The organism is Stappia indica, from assembly GCF_001696535.1.
In the GTDB taxonomy this organism is placed as follows: Bacteria; Pseudomonadota; Alphaproteobacteria; order Rhizobiales; family Stappiaceae; genus Stappia; species Stappia indica.
Map to the genome: position 1 here is coordinate 189,204 of NZ_MBQE01000006.1, position 16,956 is coordinate 206,159.

General features: G+C 69.0%; 20 protein-coding genes. 14 read left to right on the top strand and 6 right to left on the bottom strand.

Annotated elements, in window-relative coordinates; genetic code table 11:
* The first annotated feature begins 179 nt into the window (after positions 1–179).
* From BBX35_RS20965 to ureG, 9 genes are read left to right on the top strand one after another with little or no spacing between them, the layout of a single operon-like run.
* Complete coding sequence (locus BBX35_RS20965; RefSeq protein WP_067224310.1) at positions 180–1,028, top strand: urease accessory protein UreD; 849 nt, start codon at positions 180–182, stop codon at positions 1,026–1,028.
* 40 nt (positions 1,029–1,068) lie between these two features.
* Complete coding sequence (locus BBX35_RS20970) at positions 1,069–1,371, top strand: urease subunit gamma (RefSeq protein ID WP_067224312.1); 303 nt, start codon at positions 1,069–1,071, stop codon at positions 1,369–1,371.
* Between the two features lie 11 nt (positions 1,372–1,382).
* The gene (locus tag BBX35_RS20975) at positions 1,383–1,688 is read left to right on the top strand and encodes an urease subunit beta (RefSeq protein ID WP_067224313.1); all 306 of its coding nucleotides are present in this window, start codon (positions 1,383–1,385) and stop codon (positions 1,686–1,688) included.
* 29 nt (positions 1,689–1,717) lie between these two features.
* Positions 1,718–2,137: a lysozyme inhibitor LprI family protein gene (locus tag BBX35_RS20980; RefSeq protein WP_067224785.1), complete on the top strand. Its 420-nt coding sequence runs from the start codon at positions 1,718–1,720 to the stop codon at positions 2,135–2,137.
* A 37-nt stretch (positions 2,138–2,174) separates the two neighbouring features.
* Positions 2,175–3,887: an urease subunit alpha gene (ureC, locus tag BBX35_RS20985; protein WP_067224315.1), complete on the top strand. Its 1,713-nt coding sequence runs from the start codon at positions 2,175–2,177 to the stop codon at positions 3,885–3,887.
* A 42-nt stretch (positions 3,888–3,929) separates the two neighbouring features.
* Entirely contained in the window at positions 3,930–4,538 is a 609-nt protein-coding gene (locus BBX35_RS20990) for a glutathione S-transferase family protein (RefSeq protein WP_067224316.1), read from the top strand.
* Entirely contained in the window at positions 4,535–5,155 is a 621-nt protein-coding gene (locus BBX35_RS20995; protein WP_067224318.1) for an urease accessory protein UreE, read from the top strand. The genes BBX35_RS20990 and BBX35_RS20995 overlap by 4 nt, the downstream gene beginning before the upstream one ends.
* Positions 5,145–5,879 carry an urease accessory protein UreF gene (locus BBX35_RS21000; protein WP_244271687.1) on the top strand — a complete coding sequence of 245 codons (735 nt, stop codon included), beginning with the start codon at positions 5,145–5,147 and terminating at the stop codon, positions 5,877–5,879. Before BBX35_RS20995 ends, BBX35_RS21000 begins: the two co-directional genes overlap by 11 nt.
* Before the next feature lie 34 nt (positions 5,880–5,913).
* Complete coding sequence (ureG, locus tag BBX35_RS21005) at positions 5,914–6,543, top strand: urease accessory protein UreG (protein WP_067224321.1); 630 nt, start codon at positions 5,914–5,916, stop codon at positions 6,541–6,543.
* 9 nt (positions 6,544–6,552) lie between these two features.
* On the opposite strand, the gene BBX35_RS21010 is transcribed toward ureG, so the two are convergent.
* Entirely contained in the window at positions 6,553–7,104 is a 552-nt protein-coding gene (locus BBX35_RS21010) for a gamma-glutamylcyclotransferase (RefSeq protein ID WP_067224323.1), read from the bottom strand.
* 157 nt (positions 7,105–7,261) lie between these two features.
* Here BBX35_RS21010 and BBX35_RS21015 point away from each other — a divergent pair, with 157 nt between their 5' ends.
* Positions 7,262–8,305, top strand: a complete 1,044-nt coding sequence (locus BBX35_RS21015; RefSeq protein WP_067224325.1) for a DUF2125 domain-containing protein — start codon at positions 7,262–7,264, stop codon at positions 8,303–8,305.
* Positions 8,306–8,345: 40 nt separating this feature from the next.
* On the opposite strand, the gene BBX35_RS21020 is transcribed toward BBX35_RS21015, so the two are convergent.
* On the bottom strand, positions 8,346–8,804 hold the full coding sequence (locus BBX35_RS21020; RefSeq protein WP_067224787.1) for a GNAT family N-acetyltransferase: 459 nt from the start codon (positions 8,802–8,804) through the stop codon (positions 8,346–8,348).
* A gap of 188 nt (positions 8,805–8,992) precedes the next feature.
* On the opposite strand from BBX35_RS21020, the gene yddG reads away from it, so the two are divergent.
* The 4 genes from yddG to BBX35_RS21040 all read left to right on the top strand — a co-directional run bounded on the left by yddG (position 8,993) and on the right by BBX35_RS21040 (position 12,426).
* Positions 8,993–9,922: an aromatic amino acid exporter YddG gene (gene yddG, locus BBX35_RS21025; RefSeq protein WP_067224326.1), complete on the top strand. Its 930-nt coding sequence runs from the start codon at positions 8,993–8,995 to the stop codon at positions 9,920–9,922.
* 42 nt (positions 9,923–9,964) lie between these two features.
* The gene (locus BBX35_RS21030) at positions 9,965–10,858 is read left to right on the top strand and encodes an HpcH/HpaI aldolase/citrate lyase family protein (RefSeq protein ID WP_067224328.1); all 894 of its coding nucleotides are present in this window, start codon (positions 9,965–9,967) and stop codon (positions 10,856–10,858) included.
* 26 nt (positions 10,859–10,884) lie between these two features.
* Complete coding sequence (locus BBX35_RS21035) at positions 10,885–11,091, top strand: DUF1737 domain-containing protein (protein ID WP_067224329.1); 207 nt, start codon at positions 10,885–10,887, stop codon at positions 11,089–11,091.
* Positions 11,092–11,175: 84 nt separating this feature from the next.
* Positions 11,176–12,426, top strand: a complete 1,251-nt coding sequence (locus tag BBX35_RS21040) for an alpha/beta hydrolase family protein (RefSeq protein WP_067224331.1) — start codon at positions 11,176–11,178, stop codon at positions 12,424–12,426.
* A 67-nt stretch (positions 12,427–12,493) separates the two neighbouring features.
* Here the strand turns inward: BBX35_RS21040 and BBX35_RS21045 are convergent, their stop codons facing one another.
* The 4 genes from BBX35_RS21045 to dapF are packed head-to-tail and all read right to left on the bottom strand — an operon-like array spanning position 12,494 to position 16,770.
* The gene (locus tag BBX35_RS21045) at positions 12,494–13,138 is read right to left on the bottom strand and encodes a septation protein A (RefSeq protein ID WP_067224332.1); all 645 of its coding nucleotides are present in this window, start codon (positions 13,136–13,138) and stop codon (positions 12,494–12,496) included.
* The gene (gene ftsY, locus BBX35_RS21050; RefSeq protein WP_067224333.1) at positions 13,138–14,574 is read right to left on the bottom strand and encodes a signal recognition particle-docking protein FtsY; all 1,437 of its coding nucleotides are present in this window, start codon (positions 14,572–14,574) and stop codon (positions 13,138–13,140) included. Before ftsY ends, BBX35_RS21045 begins: the two co-directional genes overlap by 1 nt.
* Before the next feature lie 4 nt (positions 14,575–14,578).
* The gene (gene mtaB / locus BBX35_RS21055) at positions 14,579–15,865 is read right to left on the bottom strand and encodes a tRNA (N(6)-L-threonylcarbamoyladenosine(37)-C(2))-methylthiotransferase MtaB (RefSeq protein ID WP_067224334.1); all 1,287 of its coding nucleotides are present in this window, start codon (positions 15,863–15,865) and stop codon (positions 14,579–14,581) included.
* Positions 15,862–16,770, bottom strand: a complete 909-nt coding sequence (gene dapF, locus BBX35_RS21060) for a diaminopimelate epimerase (protein ID WP_067224336.1) — start codon at positions 16,768–16,770, stop codon at positions 15,862–15,864. The genes mtaB and dapF overlap by 4 nt, the downstream gene beginning before the upstream one ends.
* Between the last annotated feature and the right edge of the window lie 186 nt (positions 16,771–16,956).

Genomic DNA, 16,956 nt, shown 5'->3' on the forward strand with positions numbered 1-16,956 from the left:
GTTTGCGGCAATTGGGTGGCCCGCCGGCGAAGCCGACGTCGCGCCTTTCGGGATCGAACCGACTGGCCCCTCTCTTGCTATGCTGGAGGAAGCAAGGGCGGCGACCCTCGTTCTCTCCCCCAGCCGATCCGGTCCAAACCCCGGATTCCCATCAGCATTCGAGCAAGACCGGAACCGGAATGACCGTTGAACCCGCCGCCCCGGCCACACCGATCCCCGCGATGCAGCGGGTGCGCGGGCATGCGCACGTGTCCTTTGCCCGGCAAGGCGAGACCACCCGGCTGAAGGAGCTTGGCCAGAGCGGCTCCGCCAAGATCCGCTTGCCGAAGACCCACGGCACCCCGCCGGTCGCCGTGTTCCTCAACACCGCCGGCGGCCTGACCGGCGGCGACCGGATCGAATTCGACGCCACCGCCGGCCCCGGCGCCCATGCGGTGCTGACCACCCAGGCGGCCGAGCGCGTCTATCGCAGCATCGACGGCGCGGCCGAGGTGGCGAGCGCCCTGCGCGCCGAAGAGGACGCAGTACTGGAATGGCTGCCGCAGGAAACCATCCTGTTCGACCGGGCCGCCCTGCAGCGCTCGCTTACCGTGGATCTTGCGCCCGGCGCCCGGCTGCTGGCCATCGAGAGCCTGGTGCTCGGGCGCGAGGCGATGGGCGAGGACGTGCATGCCCTCGGCTTCCGCGACCGCTGGCGCATCCGCCGCGAGGGCCGTCTGGTCTTCGCCGACGAGGCCCGTATCCAGGGCGATGCCACCGACATTCTCTCCGGCTCGGCGACCGCCGCCGGCAGCCGCGCCTTCGCCACGCTGGTGGATTGCCGCGAGGGCGTCTCCGGCCTGCTGGACCGGGCGCGCGAGGCAATGAGCCCGCTGCTCGGCGAGCGGCTGCGCGGCGGCGTCAGCGCCCTTCCGGATCTTCTCGTCTTCCGCTTTCTCGCCGACAGCGGCCAGGACCTGCGCGCCGGTCTCGTCTCATTCCTGGAGACCTGGCGCGGGGCGCGCCTGCCGCGCACGTGGTACTGCTGAGCCGGACGAAAGAACCGCAGACCAAGATGAGGACCAGGCCATGAAACTCACCCCGCGGGAAAAGGACAAGCTGCTGATCGCCATGGCAGCCGAAGTCGCCCGCAAGCGGCTCGCCCGCGGCGTCCTGCTGAATTATCCCGAAGCCGTGGCCCTGATCACCGACTTCGTGGTCGAGGGCGCCCGTGACGGGCGCACCGTCGCCGACCTGATGAGCGCCGGCGGCCAGGTGCTGACCCGCGACCAGGTGATGCCCGGCATCGCCGAGATGATCCACGACGTGCAGGTCGAGGCGACCTTTCCCGACGGCACCAAGCTCGTCACCGTCCACCAGCCGATCCGCTGAAGGAGCGCCAGATGATTCCGGGTGAACTGCTGCCCGCCGAGGGCGATATCGAGCTGAATGCCGGCCGCCGCATGCTGGAGATCGAGGTCGCCAACACCGGCGACCGTCCCGTCCAGGTCGGCTCGCACTATCATTTCGCCGAAACCAACCCGGCGCTCGCCTTCGACCGCGCCGCGGCACGCGGCCACCGGCTGGACATTCCCGCCGGCACGGCGATCCGCTTCGAGCCGGGACAAAAGCGCAAGGTCACCCTCGTTCCCTATGTGGGGGATCGCGCGGTCTACGGTTTCAATGGCAAGGTGATGGGCACGCTCTGACCAACCAAGGGAGTTCCCTCGTGACCCGTATTGCCAAACTCGCCGCTTCCGCCGCCCTCATCGCCCTGTGGCTGCCGGCCGCTCCCGCGACCGCCCAGCAGGACCCGGACATCGATTGCGACAACGCCGTCGTCCAGATGGAGCTCACTTACTGCGCCGAGAAGGAGTGGGACGCCGCCGATGCCGAGCTCAACACCGCCTATTCGGCGGCGATGAAGTCGATGCGCGCGATGGACGCCGAGCTGTCCGCCGACCTGAAGGGCGCCGCCGAAGCGCTGAAGGAAGCCCAGCGCGCCTGGATCCCCTACCGCGACAAGGCCTGCGCCGCGGCCGGCTTTCTTGCACGCGGCGGCTCGATGGAGCCGATGCTCATCTATTCGTGCCTTGCCGATCTGACCAGGCAACGCACCCAGCAACTCGAACAACTGACCGAGGGCCTGGGGAACTGATCCCCGCCCCGGTCGCCGCCGCGCCACGGAGACGCCGATGCCCTTCAAGATCAGCCGCGCCGCCTATGCGGACATGTTCGGACCGACCACCGGCGACCGGCTCCGCCTTGCCGACACCGATCTCGTCATCGAGATCGAGAAGGACTTCACCATCTACGGCGAGGAGGTGAAGTTCGGCGGCGGCAAGGTCATCCGCGACGGCATGGGCCAGTCCCAGCGCACGCGGGCGCAAGGGGCCGTCGACACGGTCATCACCAATGCGGTGATCATCGACCATACCGGCATCTACAAGGCCGATATCGGCCTGACCGGCGGGCGCATCTCGGGCATCGGCAAGGCCGGCAACCCGGACATCCAGCCCGGCGTCGACATCGTCATCGGCCCGGGCACCGAGGCCATCGCCGGCGAGGGCAAGATCGTCACCGCCGGCGCCCTCGACATGCATATCCACTTCATCTGCCCGCAGCAGATCGACGAGGCGCTGATGTCGGGCGTCACCACCATGCTGGGCGGCGGCACCGGCCCGGCCACCGGCACCAACGCCACCACCTGCACGCCCGGCCCCTGGCACATGGAGCGCATGCTGCAGGCGGCAGAGGCCTTCCCGATGAACCTCGCCTTCGCCGGCAAGGGCAATGCCGCGCTGCCGGCGGCGCTGGAGGAGCAGATCCTGGCCGGCGCCTGCGCGCTGAAGCTGCACGAGGACTGGGGCACCACGCCCGCGGCCATCGACTGCTGCCTTGCCGTGGCGGACGCCTACGACATCCAGGTGATGATCCACACCGACACGCTCAACGAGAGCGGCTTCGTGGAAAACACCACCGCCGCGTTCAAGGGCCGCACCATCCACGCCTTCCACACGGAAGGCGCCGGCGGCGGCCACGCGCCGGACATCATCAAGCTGTGCGGCGAGGCGAACGTCATCCCGTCCTCCACCAACCCGACGCGGCCCTACACGGTCAACACCATCGACGAGCATCTCGACATGCTGATGGTGTGCCACCACCTCGACAGCTCGATCCCCGAGGACGTCGCCTTCGCCGAAAGCCGCATCCGCCGCGAGACCATCGCGGCGGAGGACATCCTGCACGACATGGGCGCCTTCTCGATCATCGCCTCGGACAGCCAGGCCATGGGCCGGGTCGGCGAGGTGATCATCCGCACCTTCCAGACCGCCCACAAGATGAAGGTCCAGCGCGGCCGTCTGGCCGGCGAGCGCGGCGAGAACGACAATCTGCGCGTCCGCCGCTACATCGCCAAGGTCACCATCAACCCGGCCATCGCCCACGGCATTTCCGAGCATGTCGGCTCGGTCGAGGTCGGCAAGCTGGCAGACCTCGTGCTGTGGGATCCGGCCTTCTTCGGCGTCAAGCCGGAGCTGGTGCTCAAGCTCGGCACCATCGCCGCCGCACCGATGGGCGATCCCAATGCCTCGATCCCGACGCCGCAGCCCGTCCACTACCGCCCGATGTTCGGGGCCTACGGCCGCTCGATGACCGCCTCCAGCGTCACCTTCGTCTCGCAGGCCGCCTACGACGACGGCATCAAGGAGCGGCTCGGCCTCGACCGACTGGTGCTGCCGGTCTCCAACACGCGCTCAGGGATCTCCAAGGCCTCGATGGTGCTGAACGACGCCACCCCGGTGATCGAGGTCGACCCGGAGACCTACGAGGTGCGCGCCGACGGCGAGCTGCTGACCTGCGAACCGGCGGAAGTCCTGCCGATGGCCCAGCGCTATTTCCTGTTCTAGGGTCGGAAGCGGAGGAACCGTTACCGACCGGAGGATTACTGCATGTACACGCTGATCGGCTATCCGCGCACCCGCGCCATGCGCGTCCTGTGGATGCTGGAGGAACTGGGCGAGCCCTACGACTACATCCCGGCGGCGCCGCACGCCGCCGAGGTCAATGCGCTCAACCCGACCGGCAAGGTGCCGGTGTTCAAGGACGGCGACACCGCGCTCACCGATTCCGTCGCCATCTGCCAGTATCTCGCCGACAAGCACGGCAAGCTGACCTATCCCGCCGGCACGCTCGACCGGGCGCGCCAGGACGGGGTGACCCAGTTCACCGTCGACGTGCTGGAAGGCGCGCTGTGGACGGCCGCCAAGAACAGCTTCATCCACCCGGAAGAGCTGCGCGTGCCTGAGGTCAAGCGCGTGTGCGCGGCCGAATTCGCCGAAGGTCTACGCCATCTCGAGCATCTTCTCGGCGAAGGTCCCTTCGTCATGGGGGCGGAATTCACCGTGCCCGACATCCTGATCGCCCACTGCGCCAACTGGGCGAAGCTGGCGAAATTCGACCTGCCGGAGAGCGGCCCCGTCGCCGACTATCTCGAGCGGGTCTTGTCGCGTCCGGCGCTTGCCGCCGCCATGAAACGAGGAGCCGAGGCCATCGCATGATCCGGGTGCAGGAGATCCTCGCCGCCGGCAGCTGGGAAGGCGCGCCGGCCGACAGCGTCGTGCTCGACCGGGAAGACCGGCACCGCCGCCGCGCGGTGCTGGACTGCGCCGGCAGCACGCAGGTGCTGCTCGACCTGCCGCGCGCGGTGCAGCTGCATCACGGCGACGCGCTCCTGCTCGCGGACGGCCGCATCGTCGCGATCCTCGCCGCCGGCGAGGATCTCGTCGACATCGAGGCGGAGACGGCCGACGACCTGCTGCGCATCGCTTGGCATCTCGGCAACCGCCACCTGCCGACCCAGCTCCTGCCCGGCGCGCTGCGCATCCGCCGCGACCACGTGATTGAGGATCTGGTGGCCCGGCTCGGCGGCAAGATGACGCCGCTCGTCGCCCCGTTCGATCCGGAAGGCGGCGCCTACGGCCACGGCACGGTCGAGGGGCATGATCATGCCCATTCGCATCCCCACTCCCATCACGAGCATGGGCACGGGCATTCACACGCGCATTCGCATTCTCATGGCCATTCACACTCCCATGACGCCGGCCACCATCATCATGGCCACTCGCACTCCCACGCGCACGCGCACTCCCATGACACAGCTGCGGATGGCTCCTGAGACCGCCGCCGTTTCCGGCGCGGGACTGCACGCCCTGCTCGCCTGGATGTCGCCGTCCTTTCCGGTCGGCGCCTACACCTACAGCCACGGGCTGGAATGGGCAGTCGAGGACGGCACCTTGCGCGATGCGGCAACGCTGCAGGCCTGGGCCGCCGGCGTTCTGCGCCATGGTGCCGGCTGGAGCGACACACTGATGCTCGTCCATGGCATGCGGACGGCGACCCTCGGCGACGAGGCGGCGTTCCGCGAGCTGCTCGACCTTTCGCTTGCCCTGCAGCCGAGCTCGGAGCGCCGGCTGGAGGCGACCGCCCAGGGCGATGCCTTCATCGCCGCCATCGTCGGCGCCTGGCCGCCGTCCGGCGACACGGCGGCAACGCGCCTCTTCGCCCGCCTGACCCGGGGCGAGGCAGCGCTTGCGCGCGGCGGCTGGACCTATGCGCTGGCGCTTGCCGCATCCGCCGCCGCCTGGGGCCTGCCGGCCGGGCCCGTCGCCACCGCCTTCCTGCATGCCTTCGCCGCCAACCTCGTCTCGGCGGCGGTGCGCGCCGTGCCGCTCGGCCAGACCGACGGCCAGCGGGTCGTCAACGGTCTGGGGCCGGACGTCGTCGCCCTCTCCGCGGCCGCGCTGGAGGCGCCGCTCGACGAGATCGGCGGCTGCGCCTTCGCCGCCGACATCGCCTCCATGAAGCACGAGACCCAGTACACCCGGCTGTTCCGCTCCTGAGCGGCGCCGCAACAGCTTTTCGAAGGAGATCCCCATGCCCTCCCCCAACGGCCCCCTGCGCATCGGCATCGGCGGCCCCGTCGGCTCCGGCAAGACGGCGCTGATGGACGCCCTGTGCAAGCGGCTGCGCGACACCTACGACATCGCCGCCATCACCAACGACATCTACACCCGCGAGGACGCCGAGTTCCTGACCCGCTCCGGCGCGCTGGCGCCCGAGCGCATCCGCGGCGTGGAGACCGGCGGCTGCCCGCATACCGCGATCCGCGAGGATGCCTCGATCAACCTTGCCGCCGTCGCCGAGCTGGAGGCCGCGTTCCCCGCGCTCGACCTGATCCTGATCGAGTCGGGCGGCGACAATCTGGCCGCCACCTTCTCGCCGGAGCTTGCCGACCTGACGATCTACGTCATCGACGTCTCCGCCGGCGACAAGATCCCGCGCAAGGGCGGACCCGGCATCACCCGCTCGGACCTTCTGGTCATCAACAAGACGGATCTCGCCCCGCTGGTCGGTGCCTCGCTGGAAGTAATGGACCGGGACTCCCGCCTGATGCGCAAGGAGCGGCCCTTCGTCTTCACCAACGTGAAGGACGGCAAGGGCGTTTCCGACGTGCTCGATTTCATCGTCGCGCGCGGCGGTTTGGCGGCCTCGGCGGTCGCCTGACGCAGGCTCTCAGCCGGCGGATAGGGCCGGCGCCATCGACTGGCGCAGCCGCTTGCCCAGCGCTTCCAGCCCGTGGTCGCGGATGCCGATCTGCATCAGATGGTCGACCGTGTTGAGGACGTAGTCGGGATTGGCGCCGGACTGGCCGACGGCGCCGCTCACCAGCTCCAGCTGGCGCTCGGTCGTCAGCACGCCGGCATATTGCGGATGGGTGCGGTCGACCACATAGGTCAGCGCCGTTACCTGCCGGTCGGCGCGCCCTTCCAGCCGCACCCGGCGGTGGGCTTCCAGATAGACCATGGTCGCCTGCTCGCGCTCGCGTAAGTAAGCGATCACCTCGTCCCGCCGGCTGGCGGCAACACGATAGGCGACGCCCCGGCAGGCCCCGCCCCTGTCGAGGCCGAGCACCAGGCCGGGCCGCGTCTCGGTGCCGCGATGGACCCAGGAATAGATGCAGAGCGAGCGATGGGCGCCGTGCAGCACGCCTTGCACCGCCTCCTCGAACTCGAAGCCCGGCCGCCACATCAGCGACCCGTAACCGAACACCCAAAGATCCTGCATCGCTCGCATCCGGCCTCGTGTCGTTCCGTCCGGGTCAGAGGACCTAACAATCCTCATCGCCGCTGGCAACAGTGCCGAACGGCCTTGAATCCGCCTCCGGCCCGTGCTTTCAGGCATCACGGCGCCGCTCGGGGCGCAAAACCGCAGGACAGCTGACATGACCGACGACACGCCCCGTTCCCCGCTGATCCCAGGCAAGCCCCCGCGCAAACCCGGGTCGAAGCGCGGCTACATCCTGCTGGCGACGCTGGTGGTTCTGGTGATCGCCCTGTGGAGCGGCTACTGGACTGTTGCCCGCGGCATGGTCTCGGACCTGTTCACCACCATGCGCCTTGCGGCAAAGGCGGAAGGCGGCGAGATCGCCTGCACCGACCAGGATCTCGGCGGCTTCCCCTTCCGCTTCGAGCTGTCGTGCAAGCCGCTCGCCGTGACGGGCCTTGGCGGCGAACGCGCCAGCTTCGAGGGCTTTCGCGCCGTCGCCCTCGCCTACAATCCCTGGCATGTGATCGTCGAGGCCGACAGTCCGGCCGCCGTGGAAACGGACCGCCTGGTCCCTGGCCTCAAGGCCGCCTGGACCACCGCCCGCGCCAGCCTGCGCCTCGGCAACAGCGACCTCGACCGCGGCGACATCGAGATCGTCTCCCCGGTCTTCAGCCTTGCCGACGACAGCCTTTCGGCCTCCGCCGTGCTTGCCAACCTGCATCTGCGCAAGTCGCCGGACGTGGCGGGCGCCGCCGATGCCGCCCTGCGGCTCGACGAGCTCGCCCTGCCGGGAACGGCCGCCCCCGTCGACGTTCTGGCCAATGTCGGGCTTGCCGGCGGCGCGGCCTTGCTTGCCCCGCACGGCGCCGACGTGATCGCCCTGCTGAAAAATGAGGGCGCGCTCACCGTCCGCGAACTGCGCCTTGCCTCGGGCGGGGTCACCCTGTCGGCCAATGGCAGCCTCTGGCTGGACGAGGCCGGACGGCTCAACGGCACGCTGCCGCTCACCGTCGCCGGGGCCGCCGGCCTGCCGCCGCTGCTCGCCCCGTTCTTCCCGCAAGGCTCCAACGTGCCGACCAGCCTTGCCGGGGCGCTCGCCGCCTTCGGTCAGCCGACGACGCTCGACGGAGAGCCGGCGGTCACCGTGCCGCTCGCCTTTGCCGAAGGCACCGCGCGCGTCGGCTTCATTCCCGTCGGCACGCTCCCGCCGCTGCGCTGAGGCTGCGGCGGGCGCTCTTCAGGAAAGACCGGCGGCAGCTTCAGTTGCCGCCGCGGTCGATGGCCAGGATATAGCCCTTCCAGTCCGCCGGCTCGGCGATCTGGTCGTAGAGCGTCACGGCCGGGACATTCTTGCCCGGCACGATCCAGCGCAGCTCGTACCAGCCGCGCCGCGCGCCCTCGCCCACCAGCCACTCGATCATCCGCCGCGCCAGCCCGTTGTTGCGGGCGTCCGGATGCACGTAGATCTCGTCCAGTTGGCCGGTGCGCAGGCCGGAAATGATCTCCGGCAGGTCGAAATAGATGGCAAAGCCGACCAGCCGGCCCTCGAACTCGGCGCCGATCACTTCCGCCGTCCGGTCGCCGAGGATGCGCTCGGCGTAATACTGGTCGGGCCGGCGCGGCGCGCCGCGCTTCAGCGCCTGCGCGTATTCGGCGATCAGCGGGGCCAGCGCCGGCGCGTCTTCCGGGCCGAGCTTCTTGATGGCGATGGTGCTCATGAACACTCCGAGACAATTCAGGACTTGCCGGACGATACCGGACCGGGCCGCCACCTTGCCCCGAATGACGCGGCGATTTCAACTGCCTGATGCGCCGCTTGGTAACACCTCGTACGCGCACGATTGACGCGGTCGCAACCGGCTGCGAATAGTCAACGACCTCCCGTATTCCATCCGGAACCGACCCGATGTCCGAGATCAGCCCCGCAGCCACCGTCCGCCTGCGTGCCACCCTTGTCGGCCTCACCGCCGTCCTGATGTGGTCGACCCTCGGCCTGTTCGGCGCCGCCTCGGGCAAAGTGCCGCCCTTCCTGCTCAACGCCCTGTGCTTCGGCCTGTCCGGCATTGTCGCGACGCTCTGGCTCGGCCTGACCGGCCGCCTTGCGCGGATGCGCCAGCCTGTCGGGGTCCTCGCCTTCGGCACGCTCGGCCTCTTCGGCTTCCACTTCTTCTACTTCACCGCCATCCGCAACGCCCCGCCGGTCGATGCCAACCTGATCAACTACACCTGGCCGCTGCTGATCGTCGTCTTCTCGGCGCTGCTGCCGGGCGAAAGGCTGAAGGCCCATCACGTCCTCGGCACGCTGCTGGGCCTGGCGGGCGCCGCGCTGCTAGTGACAGGCGGCAAGGGGCTGACGCTCGACCCCGCCCATGCGCCCGGCTATCTCGCCGCCTGCGCCTCGGCCCTGTTCTGGTCCAGCTATTCGGTGCTGTCCCGCCGCCTCGGCAAGGTGCCGACGGAAGCGGTCGCCGGCTTCTGCCTCGGCACCTCGGTCCTGTCGCTCGCCGCCCATCTCGCCTTCGAGACCACCGTCTGGCCGGCAAGCCCCAGCGAATGGGGCGCGGTGCTGGCGCTCGCCGCCTTTCCGGTCGGCCTTGCCTTCTTCGTCTGGGACATCGGCGTCAAGCATGGCGATATCCAGGTGCTGGGCGCCGGCGCCTATGCCGCGCCGGTTCTCTCCACGCTGCTGCTGATCGCCTTCGGCTTCGGCGCCTTCACCATGGTGGTGGCGCTCGCCTGCGGCCTCGTCACCCTCGGCGCGGTGGTCGCGGCAAAGGACATGATCTTCCGCACTCCGACGAAAAGACGGCTGGCGAAGACAGAGCCGAGCGCCTAGAGGAAAGGCTCGCCCCGGACACCTACAGCAGACGAGGCCCCGATGACCGCACCTGCCACAATCCGCCCCCGCCGCAGCGTCCTCTACATGCCCGGCTCCAACGCCCGCGCGCTGGACAAGGCCCGCAGCCTCGATGTCGACGCGCTGATCCTGGACCTGGAAGACGCGGTCGCGCCCGACGCCAAGGAGACCGGACGCGAGCAGATCCGCGAGGCGCTGGCGCAGGGCGGCTACGGCCACCGCGAGGTGGTGATCCGCATCAACGGGCTTTCGACGCCCTGGGGCGCGGCCGATCTCGACATGGCGATCGCTGCTCGGCCGGATGCGATCCTGCTGCCCAAGGTGTCCTCCCCGGCCGATCTGGAACGCGTCGCGCACAAGCTCAATGCGGCACGCGTTCCCGGCAGCGTCCGCCTCTGGGCGATGATGGAAACGCCGCTCGCCATGCTGAACGCCGCCGCCATCGCCGCCGCCGCCGCAAATCCCGAGACGCGCCTTTCCTGCTTCGTCATGGGCACCAACGATCTCGCCAAGGAAACCCGGGCCGCCCTGGTGCCGGGCCGCGCGCCGATGCGTCCCTGGCTGATGACCTGCGTTGCCGCCGCCAGGGCCTACGGCATCGACATCGTCGACGGCGTCTACAACACGCTCGACGACGAGGACGGGTTTGTCGCCGAATGCCGCGAGGGCGCGGAAATGGGCATGGACGGCAAGACGCTGATCCACCCGAAGCAGATCGCTCGCTGCAACGCCGCCTTCACTCCGGCGGAGGCCGACATCGCCTGGGCGCGCCGCATCATCGCCGAGTTCGAAAAGCCGGAAAACGCATCGAAGGGTGCAATCCAGGTCGAGGGCCGGATGGTCGAGCGGCTCCACGCCGAAATGGGCGCCCGCCTCGTCGCCATTGCCGACGCCATCGCCTCGCGCAACGCGTGAACATCCCCCTGAAACGGACGAGATCCATGAAACTCTATCGCTTCATCACCGGACCCGACGACAGCGCCTTCTGCCACCGGGTCACCGCCGCCCTCAACAAGGGCTGGCAGCTCCAGGGCTCGCCGCAGCTGTCCTTCGACGCCGTGCGCGGCGTGACGATCTGCGGCCAGGCCGTGGCCAAGGAGGTCGAGGGCGTCGACTACCAGCCGGACATGAAGCTCGGCGACTACTGAGCCCCGCTCGCCTTCAAGACTATTTTCGCACATTCCGTGTACCGATGAGGCGCCCAAAAGAGGCCTCATCGGGGACCGGAAATCATGAAGCTTGCCCGCCTGTTGCCCTGCCGCGCGCTCGCCGTCCTGGCGCTCGTGCTCGCCGGCGCCCTTGCCGCACCCGGAGCCGGTGCCCAGCAATCCGCGGCCGCGCCGCTCGCGCCTCCCGTCGAGATCAGCTCCACCGTCAGCTACCAGCTGGTCGGCCGCCTCGACGTCGACGCGCTCAACACCATCCTCAAAGTCGACACGCCGAAATTCTTCGGCACCGAAGTCGCCTACACGCCGGCGACCAACGCCGTGCGCCTCTACCGCGTCACCTACGCCTCGGTCGTGCCCGAACAGGGCAACCGGCCGACTCGCGCCAGCGGCCTGCTGGCGGTGCCGGAGGTGGAGGCGACCCGCCTGCCGCTGGTCTCCTATCAGCACGGCACGGTCTACGGAAAGGAGCAGGTGCCCTCCTTCGCCGACCAGTCGCCCGAGACGCAGCTGATGATCGCCCAGTTCGCCGGCCAGGGCTATCTGCTGATCGGTGCGGACTACTTCGGTCTCGGCACCTCGGCCGAGCCGGAAGGCTACATGGTCAAGGCCAGCCACCAGCAGGCGACGCAGGACATGCTGGCCGCCGGCCGCACGGTGATCGCCCATCTCGGCCTTGCCGACGACGGGCTCTATCTCGGCGGCTGGTCGCAGGGCGGCTTCGTCACCCTCGCCATGCTGGAGCGGCTGGAGAAGTCCGGCACCCCGGTGAAGGCGACCGCCACCGCCAGCGCGCCGATCGACGTGTTCGCCGCGCTCAACGGCTTCCTCAGCTATCCGCGCGCGAACGACGCCGACTGGGTCAACAGCCTGTTCATCCTCTCCGCCTTCTCGTTCGAGAACTATTACGGCGTGCCGGGCCTTGCCCGTTCGCTGATCAGGGACGAGCACTACGAGATGGCGCGCAAGGCCTACGCCCGCGAGCCCGTCGATCCGACGAAGATCCCGACCGACCTGCACGAACTGCTGAACGCGGAGTATTTCGACGCGCGCTTCTTCACCGCCTCGGCCTATGGCCGGCTGGTCGCCGAAACGCAGGTCTATCGCTGGCTCTACCAGACGCCGGTACGCACCTATTACGGCGAGGCGGACGAAGCCATCGCGACCGGTCTCGGCCGGCTGGCGATGACCTATCAGCAGGCCATGGGCGCCGGAAATGCCAAGGTGGAGGCGGTCACCACCGGCCCCACCTCGCATCGCGGCACCTTCGCCAGCGCCGTGCCGGAATGGAAGATCTGGTTCGACAGCCTGCACTGACGGCAGGCAGAGGCGAAAAAAGGCGCGCCGCCGGTCCTGTTGCAGGCCCCGGCGGCCGTCGCCGTTTTCAGCCGGCGCGGTCCTGCTCGTCCTCCAGCGTGTGACGCTGGATCAGCGGCAGCTGGGACAGGGTGAAGGCGATGGTGATCGGCATGACGCCGAACACCTTGAACGACACCCAGAAGTCGGTGGAGAAGAACCGCCAGACCACCTCGTTGACGATGGCCAGGAAGAAGAAGAACACGCCCCAGCGGAAGGTCAGCTTGCGCCAGCCCTCGTCGTCGAGGCGGAACACGCTGTCGAACACGTAGCCGAGCAGCGACTTGCCGAACAGCAGGCCGCCGAGCAGCACCGAGCCGAACAGCACGTTGACGATGGTCGGCTTGAGCTTGATGAACAGCTCGTCGTGCAGCCACAGGGTCAGCGCGCCGAACACCAGCACCACGACGCCGGAAACGACCGGCATCACCGGCAGGCGCCGCGTCAGCGCATAGGACACGGCCAGCGACGCGGTGATCGCCACCATGAACACGGCGGTGGCGAGAAAGATCGGATCGCCCAGCTCCGCCAGGCCCGGAAAGTGGTCGTAGAGCACTTCGCCGCGCGCGTTGGCGAGGAAGAACAGGCCCAGCGGACCCAGTTCGAGCACCAGCTTGAGGAGCGGCGACAGCTCCTTGCGGTCCGGCGCGTTGGGTCCCTGCTCGAATTCCATCAGTGCTCCGTATGCTTTCCGGCAATGGCGGAGGCGAAATCCTCCGCGGTGAACGGCTCGAGGTCGTCGATGCCCTCGCCGACGCCGATGAAATGCACCGGCAGCGCATGTTTCGCGGCGATGGCGACGAGGATGCCGCCGCGGGCAGTCCCGTCGAGCTTGGTCATCACGAGGCCGGTGACCCCGGCCGTGCGGCCGAAGATCTCGACCTGGTTCATGGCATTCTGGCCGGTGGTCGCATCCAGCGTCAGCAGCACGCTGTGCGGCGCGGAGGGGTCGTGCTTGCGGATGACCCGCACCACCTTCTCCAGCTCCGCCATCAGCTCGGCCCGGTTCTGCAGCCGTCCGGCCGTGTCGATCAGCAGCACGTCGCTGCCGGCATCGCGCGCCGCCTGCATGGCGTCGAACACGAGGCCGGCCGCATCCGCGCCGGTGTCGCGGGCAACGACCGGCGCGCCGGTCCGCGCACCCCAGATCTTCAGCTGCTCCACCGCCGCGGCGCGGAACGTGTCGCCGGCCGCCAGCATCACCTTGCGCCCCTCGGCCGAAAGTTTCGCCGCCAGCTTGCCGATGGTCGTGGTCTTGCCGGTGCCGTTGACGCCGACCACCAGCACCACATGTGGCTTGTGCCCCGTATCGAGCACCAGCGGCTGCGCCACCGGCGCCAGCACCTTGGTCACTTCCTCGGCGAGGATCCGGCGCACCTCGTCCGGCGAGATCTGCTTGTTGAAGCGCCCTTCGGCGATGCGCTCGGTGATCGCCATCGCGGTCTCGACGCCGAGATCGGCCTGGATCAGGAGATCCTCCAGCTCTTCCAGCGTCGCCGCATCGAGCTTGCGCTTGGTGAAGAGCGAGGAAATGCCGCCCGTCAGCGAGGCGGAAGAGCGCGACAGGCCCGCCGTCAGCCGCGATAGCCAGGAGCGGCGCGGCGCGTCCTCGGACGCCGGCTCGCCGGCGGGCTCCGCGGCCAACTCTTCGACGGGTTCTCGGGAAGGCTCTTCGAAAGGCTGCTCGGCCAGTACGTCGGCGGGCGCATCGATAGGTGCCTCTGCCAAAACCTCCTGTGCCGGCACCGGATCGGGCTCGGCAACAGGGGTCTCGGCCGGCTTTGCTTCCAATGTCTCGGGCGCCGTCGGCTCCACGGACAGGCTCGGGACCTTTTCCGGCACCGAGGTCTCGGCCGTCTCGTCGGACGGCTCCGTCTCGGCAGGCGCGTGCCCTGCCGGCTCGCCCTGCGGCGCGCCGCTGTCCGCAGCATCCGTATCCCGGGCGTCCGTGTCCGGCGCGCGGGTCTCTGGCGTCGTCTCGGCTGCTTCAGATGGGTCTGGCGTTTCAGACTTTTCAGGCGTTTCCGGCGTTTCCGGCGTCTCGGGACGCGCCGGGGCCTGCCGGCCCCCGAACAGGCGTCCGAGGAAACCGCGTTTTTGCTCGCTCATGCCGTCATGCCGCCTGTCGACCGGTGGTTACGCCCAGAAGATGCCGCCCGGTATGCCCGGCAATGCGCAGCGTGACAAGGTCGCCGGCCTCCTTGCCGGCCGCGGCCTCGGGCGAGAATTCCACCTGGGTGAACTGTTCGCTGCGGCCGAGACCCTCGCGCTCGATCAGCACCTGGCGCTCGCGGCCCTGCTCGGCTTCCAGATGCGCCAGCAGCGCCGCCTCGCCCTTTTCGCGCAGCCGCGCGGCGCGCTCCTTCACCACCTGGCGCGGCAGCTGCGGCATGCGTGCCGCCGGCGTGCCCTTGCGCGGCGAGAAGGGGAAGACATGCAGATGCGTCAGCCCGCAATCGTCGACGATGGCGAGCGAATTGGCGAACATCGCCTCGGTCTCGGTCGGGAAGCCGGCGATGATGTCGGCGCCGAACACCACGTCCGGGCGCAGCCGGCGCACCTCCTCGCAAAAGCCGATCGTGTCGGCGCGCAGGTGACGTCGCTTCATCCGCTTGAGGATCATGTCGTCGCCGGCCTGCAACGACAGGTGCAGATGCGGCATCAAGCGCTCTTCCTCGGCGATGGCCCGCATCAGGGCCGGGTCCGCCTCGATGGAATCGATGGAGGACAGCCGCAGCCGGTCGAGCCCCGGCACCAGCTTGAGGATCTTGGCGACGAGATCGCCGAGCTTCGGCGTCCCCGGCAGGTCCGAGCCGTAGCTGGTGATGTCGACGCCGGTCAGCACCACTTCGCGGTAGCCGTTCTCCGCCAGCCGTGCGATCTGGTCGACCACGACGCCCATCGGCACCGAGCGCGAATTGCCGCGCCCGAACGGGATGATGCAGAAGGTGCAGCGATGGTCGCAGCCGTTCTGCACCTGGACGAAGGCGCGGGCGCGGCCCTCCAGCCCGTCGATCAGGTGCTCGGCCGTCTCGCGCACGCTCATGATGTCGTTGACGCGGATCTTCTCGCTGTCGTCGAGGCCGAACTGCGCGACACGTCCGTAGGAGGCGCGCTCCAGCTTCTCCGAATTGCCGAGGACGAGGTCCACCTCCTCCATGCCGGCGAAGGTCTCCGCCTCGGTCTGCGCGGCGCAGCCGGTGACGATGATGCGCGCGCCCGGATTGTCGCGCCGCGCCTTGCGGATCGACTGGCGCGCCTGGCGCACCGCCTCCGCCGTCACCGCGCAGGTGTTGATCAGGATCGCGTCCTTGAGGCCGGCAGCCTCCGCCTCGCGCTTCATCACCTCGGATTCGTAGGCATTGAGGCGGCAGCCGAATGTGACGACGTCGATGCTCACCGGACCACCTCGAGGATCGGCCGGTCGCCGGGGGCGGTCTTCTCGAAGGTCAGCGTCTCCGGGTCCAGCAGGCCCTCGAACTCCACCTCGGTGTCGCCGGTCATCAGGATGTGGTCGTCGCTCTCGCGCCACTCGATGTCGAGCGGCCCGCCCGGCAGGTGCACCCGCACCTTGCGCCCCGTGCGCCGGTCGCGCGCGGCGGCAACGCCCACGGCGCAGGCCGCCGTGCCGCAAGCTTCGGTCAGCCCGACGCCGCGCTCCCACACCCGCACCTCGACCTCCTCGTCCGACAGGACATGGGCGAGCGAGATGTTCGCCCGCTCCGGGAACATCGGATGGTTTTCCAGCATCGGCCCGATGCGCGAAAGGTCGTAGGCGTCCAGGTCGCGCACCCAGAAGATCGCGTGCGGATTGCCGACATTGACCACCGAGGGCGTGTGCAGGATCGGCGCGTCGATCGGCCCGATCTGCAGCTCGATCGCCCGCGTGTCGTGGAATTCCTCGGCCAGCGGGATCTCGTTCCAGGCAAAGCGCGGGCGGCCCATGTCCACCGTCACGCGGCGCGGACTGTCCGTCGCCGAGGCCTTCAGCAGCCCGGCATTGGTCTCGATGGTCGCCGCCGCGCTGCCGTTTTCCTCCATCAGGAGCCGGCCGATGCAGCGCGTGGCGTTGCCGCAGGCATCCACCTCGCTGCCGTCGCGGTTGTGGATGCGCATGAAGGCATCCGCCCCGCCGGGGCTGCGTTCCACCGTGATCATCTGGTCGAAGCCGATGCCGCCGTCCCGCGCGCCGATCTGGCGGATCGCGTCAGGGGCGAGGCGCACGGGGGCCTCACGGGCATCCCAGACAACGAAATCGTTGCCCAGCCCGTTCATCTTCAGAAAGGGAATCCTGCGCTCGCTCATCGCGAAAATCGTCCATCTCGCCGCCCGCCGCCTGTCGCGCGGGTCTGGCTGTCTGCGGCGCGCGCCTCGATATCGAGGAAGGCGCGACCGGCCGTTTCCCGACTATATGGCGGAAAAGGGCGTCCGGTTCCAGTGTTCGCGTGTTTTACAGCGCCGACGGGCCGCAGAATGCCGGGACGGGACGGC

What these genes read in the sequence shown, in the direction of transcription:
- dapF (WP_067224336.1), bottom strand. Translation starts at nt 16,770, where the DNA reads ATGAGCGAGCGCAGGATTCCCTTTCTGAAGATGAACGGGCTGGGCAAC.
- BBX35_RS21035 (WP_067224329.1), top strand. Translation starts at nt 10,885, where the DNA reads ATGAAACTCTATCGCTTCATCACCGGACCCGACGACAGCGCCTTCTGC.
- BBX35_RS20965 (WP_067224310.1), top strand. Translation starts at nt 180, where the DNA reads ATGACCGTTGAACCCGCCGCCCCGGCCACACCGATCCCCGCGATGCAG.
- ftsY (WP_067224333.1), bottom strand. Translation starts at nt 14,574, where the DNA reads ATGAGCGAGCAAAAACGCGGTTTCCTCGGACGCCTGTTCGGGGGCCGG.
- BBX35_RS21045 (WP_067224332.1), bottom strand. Translation starts at nt 13,138, where the DNA reads ATGGAATTCGAGCAGGGACCCAACGCGCCGGACCGCAAGGAGCTGTCG.
- BBX35_RS20995 (WP_067224318.1), top strand. Translation starts at nt 4,535, where the DNA reads ATGATCCGGGTGCAGGAGATCCTCGCCGCCGGCAGCTGGGAAGGCGCG.
- ureG (WP_067224321.1), top strand. Translation starts at nt 5,914, where the DNA reads ATGCCCTCCCCCAACGGCCCCCTGCGCATCGGCATCGGCGGCCCCGTC.
- ureC (WP_067224315.1), top strand. Translation starts at nt 2,175, where the DNA reads ATGCCCTTCAAGATCAGCCGCGCCGCCTATGCGGACATGTTCGGACCG.
- BBX35_RS20990 (WP_067224316.1), top strand. Translation starts at nt 3,930, where the DNA reads ATGTACACGCTGATCGGCTATCCGCGCACCCGCGCCATGCGCGTCCTG.
- yddG (WP_067224326.1), top strand. Translation starts at nt 8,993, where the DNA reads ATGTCCGAGATCAGCCCCGCAGCCACCGTCCGCCTGCGTGCCACCCTT.
- BBX35_RS21015 (WP_067224325.1), top strand. Translation starts at nt 7,262, where the DNA reads ATGACCGACGACACGCCCCGTTCCCCGCTGATCCCAGGCAAGCCCCCG.
- BBX35_RS21030 (WP_067224328.1), top strand. Translation starts at nt 9,965, where the DNA reads ATGACCGCACCTGCCACAATCCGCCCCCGCCGCAGCGTCCTCTACATG.
- BBX35_RS21040 (WP_067224331.1), top strand. Translation starts at nt 11,176, where the DNA reads ATGAAGCTTGCCCGCCTGTTGCCCTGCCGCGCGCTCGCCGTCCTGGCG.
- BBX35_RS21000 (WP_244271687.1), top strand. Translation starts at nt 5,145, where the DNA reads ATGGCTCCTGAGACCGCCGCCGTTTCCGGCGCGGGACTGCACGCCCTG.
- BBX35_RS20975 (WP_067224313.1), top strand. Translation starts at nt 1,383, where the DNA reads ATGATTCCGGGTGAACTGCTGCCCGCCGAGGGCGATATCGAGCTGAAT.
- BBX35_RS21010 (WP_067224323.1), bottom strand. Translation starts at nt 7,104, where the DNA reads ATGCAGGATCTTTGGGTGTTCGGTTACGGGTCGCTGATGTGGCGGCCG.
- BBX35_RS21020 (WP_067224787.1), bottom strand. Translation starts at nt 8,804, where the DNA reads ATGAGCACCATCGCCATCAAGAAGCTCGGCCCGGAAGACGCGCCGGCG.
- BBX35_RS20970 (WP_067224312.1), top strand. Translation starts at nt 1,069, where the DNA reads ATGAAACTCACCCCGCGGGAAAAGGACAAGCTGCTGATCGCCATGGCA.